Source organism: Psychrobacter sp. 1044, assembly GCF_904846525.1.
In the GTDB taxonomy this organism is placed as follows: Bacteria; Pseudomonadota; Gammaproteobacteria; order Pseudomonadales; family Moraxellaceae; genus Psychrobacter.
In genome coordinates, this window is record NZ_CAJHAZ010000036.1 from 1 (window position 1) to 7,811 (window position 7,811).

Sequence of the window (7,811 nt, forward strand, 5' to 3'; positions counted from 1 at the left end):
CTCGTAATTATAAGTCTATGCTGTATCTAGCTTGTACTATGATTCATTGCAAACTGAATTAGGGACACGCCCTAGACTACGAAACCAATTATAAGACGCTTAACTTATCAGGCTTGCAGGCAAACAGTTATAGCGCTGGTACCAACATAAATAACAGTCGCGGTATTCTCACCGACTTAAATAATTATCCTAAGATTCCGGCTAATGCAGAGTTTCCGATAGGCTCTGTTTGTTATATTCCAGTAGTTGAGAGCGAACGCTCGTTTTTAGCTTTTAACGACAAAAACAAGACGGGATATACATCGCTCGATAAGTGGATTGATGCAGCTGAAAACCGCTTTAGCGATGATAGAGGCTACAGAACTTCTGAGTTTGGTGTAGGCATCGGCAATAAGCAAAAAGCGGCACAAGTGACGTTCTTTGAATACCGAAATCAGCCTGCTTATCAGTACAATGGTGTCGAATATAACGATGGCACGAATGATAAAAATGCTATTTATGAAGCAAATTATGTTGCCAAAGGTGTGATAAATCCGAATACCAACAGTATTCGCGGTGTGGTGGATTGTACGATAGTCAATGAAGTCGCAGGAGATTTCTTGGCCGCACAAATCAAACGCTACTATTAATCTTAAAAACGCATCGTGTTAAAAAACTGACCAACACTCTCTATTTAACTATCTAGGGAGTGTTTTTTTATGCGCTAATTCTGCACCTTGACGCTAAATCCGCTACAATACGCTCATTATTTATTCTATTTAGTTAGATTACTGTCTAAAAGACAGCCTTTTTGAAGTTAAGGTTGAAGCCAAAAATTATGAGCGTAGATCCAAAGAAATTAAACAAAGAAGTGGCTAAACGCCGTACTTTTGCCATTATCTCGCATCCCGATGCAGGTAAGACCACCATGACTGAAAAGTTACTATTATGGGGTCAGGCAATTCAGGTAGTAGGCGAGGTCAAAGGCCGCAAGACTGATCGACATGCGACATCAGATTGGATGAGTATGGAGCAAGAGCGTGGTATCTCGATCACCACTTCTGTCATGCAGTTTCCTTATCAAGACCATGTGGTCAATCTATTGGATACACCAGGTCACGCCGATTTTAGTGAAGATACCTATCGTACCTTGACCGCTGTGGATAGCGCGTTGATGATGGTCGATGGGGCTAAAGGGGTCGAAGAGCGAACCATCAAGCTGATGGAAGTCTGCCGAATGCGCGACACGCCAATCATCTCATTTGTCAACAAGCTGGATCGTCAAATTCGTGAGCCGCTTGAGCTGCTTAGTGAGATTGAGGCAGTGTTAAAAATTAAATGTATTCCAGTAACTTGGCCTATCGGCATGGGACAAGATTTCGTTGGTGTCTACCATCTGACTGAGAACAAGACTTACCTTTATGAAAAAGGTAATGGCGGCAAGATGACAGTCTCTGAGACCCGCGCGGGCTATGATTATCCAGATATCCGTGAGCGTTTGGGTCAATTGATGTTTGATGCTTTCGAAGAGTCACTTGAGCTGGTACAAATGGCGTTAGAAGAATTTAGCGTTGAGGCGTTCTTAGCGGGTGAGATGACGCCAGTATTGTTCGGTACGGCATTGGGCAACTTTGGCGTAAACATGGTACTTGATACCTTGATCAAATATGCACCGCCACCCAAGTCGCATCCGACCAATGAGCGTGAAGTAGCGGCAACAGAAACAGATTTTAGTGGTTTTGTCTTTAAAATTCAGGCCAACATGGACCCACGCCATCGTGATCGCATTGCATTTTTACGCGTGTGTTCAGGCAAGTATGAAAAAGGCATGAAGCTGAAGCATGTACGTTTGGGTAAAGACGTACGCATTGCCGATGCACTGACCTTTTTGGCAGGTGATCGCGAAGCGTTAGAAGAAGCGTATCCGGGTGATATCATCGGTTTGCATAATCATGGCACTATCTCTATCGGTGACAGTTTTACCGAAGGCGAGGAGCTGAACTTTACGGGTATTCCGCATTTCGCGCCTGAATTGTTCCGCCGCGTCATTCTAAAAGATCCGCTCAAATCAAAAGCCTTGCAAAAAGGGCTACAGCAGCTAAGCGAAGAGGGCGCGACACAGGTCTTTATGCCGCAGATTAACAACGATTTAATCTTGGGTGCGGTTGGTGTACTACAGTTTGAAGTGGTCGCGCATCGTCTCAAAGAAGAGTACAAAGTACAGTGTATCTTTGAGCCAGTATCGATTGCCACCGTACGCTGGATTCATTGTGATGATGAAGTGGCATTGGCGAAATTCAAACGCAAAGCCCATGACCAGTTGTCGCTAGATGGCGGTGGTTATTTAACGTATCTTGCCCCATCACGGGTCAACTTGCAGCTTATGCAAGATCGCTATCCAGAAGTCACTTTTAGCAATACTCGTGAGCATTAAAATCCATCATTTCACGAGTTAGTTTATCTTTTAAGACACGCCAGCCGTGTCTTTTTTATTAGCTTAGATTTAGGCATTAAAAGAGAGAGGGTAGGTAGCTATTCGTTAGCAGGAGACAGCAAAACCCTAAAAACACAAACAGTGTTCCTACAATACATCGTCATTGTTACGGTAGAATATCAAGTAACATCTTATGTTTATAAAAGAGGATATATGAACGCTGCGAATCAAATTGATATCAATCAGCCAACAATGAATCCGCATTTATCGATGACAGCAAGTCGTAGTCGTCTGCTGAGACTGCTTGCCGGCAGTTTACTGCTAGGTAGCATCGCGATGCCTGCCAATGCAGGTAATCTCATCAGTAGCACGGATTATCTAGAATATGAGCTGCCTAAAAAAGTGCAAGCACAGTGTGTTGAGCGCGATAACTGTCCAGAGATTGACATCAAATATCTGAAGACCAATCACGGTTGGATCAATGATATCGCCAATGCGCGTATTAATAATTTAGTCGTCAATAGTAAACCGACTGAATCTGCGCCTATCAAAACGAACGTCAATCAGACAATGGTGAAAGCCGCCATTGATGACTTTGCCAGCTCACAGTTTATAGATATGCCAGAGGGTAGTTCATGGGCTTATAGCCTAATGGTAACGCCTGAGTATTTAGGTCATGTCAGTGATTTCGAACTGTTTGAAATCAACACTTATGTCTTTACTGGTGGCGCTCATGGCATGCCTTATAGCGAATACTTGATATTTGACCTTGGCACCAAAAAACAAATCAAGCTTGAGGATATGCTTCAATCAGGCAAGGAATCACGTTTTAGAGCGCTTGCTTATGATGCTTATAAAACGTGGGTCAAAACGGTTGACGACGATGTCAGCAGTTATGAGAAAAACTGGCCATTTACCTTAAGTGACAATGTGACACTGACGGACAAAGGCATCGATATCCGTTATCAGCATTATTCTATCGGCCCATATGCTTATGGTATGCCAGTACTTAGTATCCCGTACAGTAAGCTCGACGGTGTCATAAAGCCGCACTTTATACCTAAATAGTTCGGATGGTCATTGCATAACTTATTACGGTTTATATTAAAAAAATCGTAAAATCTCTTAAAAAATTGGCAATGATTTATCTAAAACCATTTGAAATTTAATAAAAGAATAAGGAGTTACCGCATGACGAACAATACAGATAGTATGAAGGCGACAGTCGACACAGAGACTTGGCAACTTAATGCCTTAACAGAAGCGCTTGGTGACCTAACGTTGACGGTCAATGACAGCCTGTCTGTTGGTCGTGGCAGCGACAACGACGTGGTACTTGGTAGCAAGCAAGTATCGCGTAATCATGCGGTGTTAAGCGTCTTAGATGGTCGATTGTATGTCAAAGATTTAGACTCATCGAACGGTACATTTATCAACGAGCAGCGTATCGACGGTAATACATCGAGCCTTTTACAAGTAGATGATACCATTGGATTTGCCAGTTTCAGCTTTCAGGTGAACGCGCCACTTGCTGCTACAGATACTGACGTATTAGCGCCCGTAGCAGTAGAGGATTCAGTGACTGAGACTGAGACAGTGGTTGCTGAAACGACTGCCGAAACACAGGCTGTCGAAGACTTGACGGTGAGTGAACCTGTTATTCATGAATCAGTAGTAAAAAAGCCGATTGTTAAGCAAACGAGCATCGAAGCTATTCTGCCTGTGACAGCTGATGTGAAGACAGTACCTGTTGATAGCGCCTTGGATAGAGTAGCAGACTCAGTAGGGGTAACTGAGACCAGTATTAATGAAACGGTTGAACCAGTCTTACAGGAGCCGATTCAGGAGCCGATTGTTAAGCAAACTGGCGTCGATGAAGTTTTGACGGCTATAGATAATACCGTGTCCGACACAACTGACGCGGCACCAGTCGCTGCTGCAACTGTAGCAGATGCACAACCTGCTGTAAGTCAGCCAGAAGCCGTCACAGCGACAGAGGCGGCACCGACAGCACCTGCTCATGATACGTTATTAGTAGAGCAGTCAGCTGTACATGAAAAGCCAGCAGTTGAATCAGAGCATGACAAAACGACTAAAACTGCTCTACAAGAAGAAGCAGATCCCGATATTCTACGAGCTAAGCAGGCGGCAACCGCACAATTTTCTGGCACTGCCAATCTAGGTCAATCTCGTGATGTTGGGACAGAAGGTAATAATGCGATGGATCAGGCTATCAGTAATTCAGCCAATGCAGGACAGGCAGAGAAAAAACCAAGCGGTGGTTGGTTTATTTGGGTGTTTATTGCCATCATTATTATTGCGTTAGCATTATGGTTATTTAACATGGGCGGTGCGTAACCAAGTACTGACCAGTGCGTTTGAGATACTCTAATCCAATCGGGCTTTGGTATAATTGTTAGCTACTATCGGCTAATAGTCCAGTAACCCTCACGAATATGTCACTTTGATAGCGTCAACATTCAATAGAGTGTTGACGCTATATTTTATTTAACAGTCTGCTGTTTTATCTTTTGCCAATGTTTTGTTAAGAGAGCATTATTATGATGAACTTTGAAGAATATCAAGCTTTTAAAGACCGTGGCTTTAGTCATGCTCCACTGATAAAAAAACGTCTGATGGACGCACAGACACCAGTATCTGTATTTTCTAAAGTACGTGATTTAAGCGGCTCTGCATATTTATTTGAGTCTGTCGTAGGCGGGGAGCGTTGGGCACGATATTCGATGATTGGTTTAGGTAGTGATCTCATTTTGCAGTATGCCGATGGTAATATGACCGTCAAAAAAAATGACCATACCGATGTCGATGCAGTCGCTGACCCGTTTGACTATATCCGTCAGCTAATGGCGCAATATAAGATGCCAACAGTCGAGGATATTGCAACGCTACCGAGCTTTAGCGGCGGCTTAGTAGGTTACTTTGGCTATGACATGGTGAGGGTTATCGAGCCAAGCGTGGGTTTGTCAGACGCCCCCAATCCGATGACAATGCCGGATATGTGGCTGATGCTGTCAATGAGCGTGATTGTTTTTGACAGTTTAGAAAATACGTTATCTATCATCGTTTATGCTGATTGTCACACTGAAGATGGCTATAGCAATGCCATCCGCGAGCTAGAAAAAATTGAAGAAAAACTGGCAGAAATGCCAAGTCTGAGCGCACCCGTAATGCCGACGCCGACATTTACCTCACAAACAGGCGCGCAGAAATATTGTCATGATGTCAATAAAATAAAGGATTACATTTTAGCAGGCGATGTCATGCAAGTCGTTCCTGCGCAGCGTTTGACAGCCGATTATACTGGCGACTCATTAGCAGTTTATCGTGCCCTACGATTCTTAAATCCATCGCCTTATCTGTTTCTGGTGCATGGTTATACCCTCGATGATCACAAGCGTTTCGACATTATTGGAGCATCCCCTGAGATATTATCACGTATCGAAAATGGCAAAGTGACGGTACGACCATTGGCGGGTACTCGTAGACGTGGAAAAAATGAGGCGGAAGATTTAGCGCTTGAAGAAGAGCTGCTGAGTGATAAAAAAGAGATCGCCGAGCACTTGATGCTTATCGATTTGGGTCGTAATGATATTGGCCGCGTTTGTGAATATGGCAGTGTCAAAGTCACCGAAAAGATGTTTGTCGAGCGTTATTCGCAAGTGATGCACATTGCTTCTAATGTTGAAGGGACGATATTGCCCAATAAGGATGCGTTGGATGTTTTTTGTGCGACGTTCCCCGCTGGTACGCTATCAGGTGCGCCCAAAATACGCGCCATGCAAATCATTGACGAGATAGAGCCAGTCCGCCGAACGGTATTTGGTGGCGCAGTGGGTTATCTAGGCTGGCATGGCAACATGGATACCGCCATTGCTATTCGTACTGCTGTGATGCGCCGTGGTAAAATTCATATCCAAGCGGGCGCTGGGGTTGTTGCTGATTCTATTCCAGAAGCAGAGTGGGAAGAGACCAACAAAAAAGCATTGGCGTTGGTCAAAGCGGTAAAAATGGCGTGTAATGGTTTACGGATTCGCTAGGGACTCCAGTCATAAAAACACAGTATGCCGTCAGCGTCAAAAAACAGCTTATTTTTATTTGAAAAAAATAGTAACATAATCAACTATTTATATATTTTTATTAAAATAATCATAAAAAATATGAAAAAGGGCTTGCGTCTTTCAAAAAATTTGATAGAATAGCCACCACTTTAAGAGAACAAGCCGACTTAGCTCAGTTGGTAGAGCAACTGACTTGTAATCAGTAGGTCGCCAGTTCGATCCCGGCAGTCGGCACCATCTCTCTTAAAGTAGCTTTTTATGAATCTGTCTTAAACTAAAGTCATTTTTGTTTAAAGCAACCTAAGGTGGGATTGGGGAGCGGTCAAACCCAACAGACTGTAAATCTGTCGCGAAAGCTTCGAAGGTTCGAATCCTTCTCCCACCACCATATTTTTTTAAGTTTGTCATAGCGCCAAGCATACTCTTTATACTTAATGACTCTCGATTAGAGTCTTCTTGAATAAGAGTAATTGCGGGTGTGGTATAATGGTAACACCTTAGCCTTCCAAGCTAATGACGCGGGTTCGATTCCCGCCACCCGCTCCATATATACAACATCGCAAAGATTACCAATAAATCATCACGACAGTCAGTTTTAGTATTGCTGTATCGTGATATTTTTTTTAGTAAATCCATAAGTTGTCTTTTGTGGTTATTAAAAACATGCTCATATAGCTCAGCGGTAGAGCACTCCCTTGGTAAGGGAGAGGTCTTGAGTTCAATTCTCAATATGAGCTCCATTTATTGTTTAAACCTCTTGTGTTTGCTTTGCCATCTTTAAGCAGTTCGTGTCGATATCGAAATTACAGAATATTGAAAATTATAAATTACAGTGTAGCAAATAATATTTAAGGGTGACACTGAGGTGTTGCCTTTTAGTGCTGTCAATTTATTAAGTTATCAATACATGAGTAATTATATAAAAGTATCTAAGATAAAATTGTTTAAGATAAAAGTATCTAGGTTCGTCAGGCTCCAATATTATTAATGATTTACACTAAGATAAAGTAGTGCAACAGCGATAATGTATAATATCTTGCAATGTTCACTAGATTAAAAAATACGTATAATGCTTAAACTTATGTGTGCAGCATTGAAATGCATGATCTGAGCACATATATACAGTCGTAAAGTGATCAAACAGTTTTAGTAGATAAGCCATAGCGTCAACGGTTTGATGGTTCTGTATGCATCATGAGCCGTCAAACAGCTATTCACCGATCTTTGATTGATAAAGATTCACCAAAAAAAGAGGAAATACCCATGGCAAAGGCCAAGTTTGAACGCGTAAAGCCACACGTCAACGTCGGTACAATCGG

General features: G+C 42.7%; 5 protein-coding genes and 4 tRNA genes. All 9 read left to right on the forward strand.

Going from position 1 to position 7,811, the window contains the following annotated elements; translation table 11 throughout:
- Window positions 1–113: 113 nt before the first annotated feature.
- The 9 genes from JMX82_RS13825 to JMX82_RS13865 all read left to right on the forward strand — a co-directional run bounded on the left by JMX82_RS13825 (window position 114) and on the right by JMX82_RS13865 (window position 7,232).
- A complete protein-coding gene (locus tag JMX82_RS13825; RefSeq protein WP_201540961.1) occupies window positions 114–629 on the forward strand; it encodes a hypothetical protein in 516 nt (171 codons plus the stop codon).
- A 188-nt stretch (window positions 630–817) separates the two neighbouring features.
- Window positions 818–2,413 (forward strand): peptide chain release factor 3, encoded by a 1,596-nt coding sequence (locus JMX82_RS13830; protein WP_045453786.1) that lies wholly within the window; start codon window positions 818–820, stop codon window positions 2,411–2,413.
- 213 nt (window positions 2,414–2,626) lie between these two features.
- Entirely contained in the window at window positions 2,627–3,481 is an 855-nt protein-coding gene (locus tag JMX82_RS13835; protein WP_201540962.1) for an RsiV family protein, read from the forward strand.
- Window positions 3,482–3,604: 123 nt separating this feature from the next.
- Complete coding sequence (locus tag JMX82_RS13840; protein WP_201540963.1) at window positions 3,605–4,771, forward strand: FHA domain-containing protein; 1,167 nt, start codon at window positions 3,605–3,607, stop codon at window positions 4,769–4,771.
- Between the two features lie 203 nt (window positions 4,772–4,974).
- The gene (gene trpE, locus JMX82_RS13845; protein ID WP_201540964.1) at window positions 4,975–6,471 is read left to right on the forward strand and encodes an anthranilate synthase component I; all 1,497 of its coding nucleotides are present in this window, start codon (window positions 4,975–4,977) and stop codon (window positions 6,469–6,471) included.
- A 182-nt stretch (window positions 6,472–6,653) separates the two neighbouring features.
- Window positions 6,654–6,729 (forward strand) — tRNA-Thr (locus tag JMX82_RS13850).
- Between the two features lie 67 nt (window positions 6,730–6,796).
- Window positions 6,797–6,880 (forward strand) — tRNA-Tyr (locus tag JMX82_RS13855).
- A gap of 84 nt (window positions 6,881–6,964) precedes the next feature.
- Window positions 6,965–7,038: transfer RNA gene (locus JMX82_RS13860), tRNA-Gly, on the forward strand.
- A gap of 119 nt (window positions 7,039–7,157) precedes the next feature.
- Window positions 7,158–7,232, forward strand: a tRNA-Thr gene (locus JMX82_RS13865).
- Window positions 7,233–7,811: the final 579 nt, after the last annotated feature.

Coding starts and splice junctions, on each gene's coding strand:
- JMX82_RS13830 (WP_045453786.1), top strand. CDS start 818: ATGAGCGTAGATCCAAAGAAATTAAACAAAGAAGTGGCTAAACGCCGT.
- JMX82_RS13835 (WP_201540962.1), top strand. CDS start 2,627: ATGAACGCTGCGAATCAAATTGATATCAATCAGCCAACAATGAATCCG.
- JMX82_RS13840 (WP_201540963.1), top strand. CDS start 3,605: ATGACGAACAATACAGATAGTATGAAGGCGACAGTCGACACAGAGACT.
- trpE (WP_201540964.1), top strand. CDS start 4,975: ATGATGAACTTTGAAGAATATCAAGCTTTTAAAGACCGTGGCTTTAGT.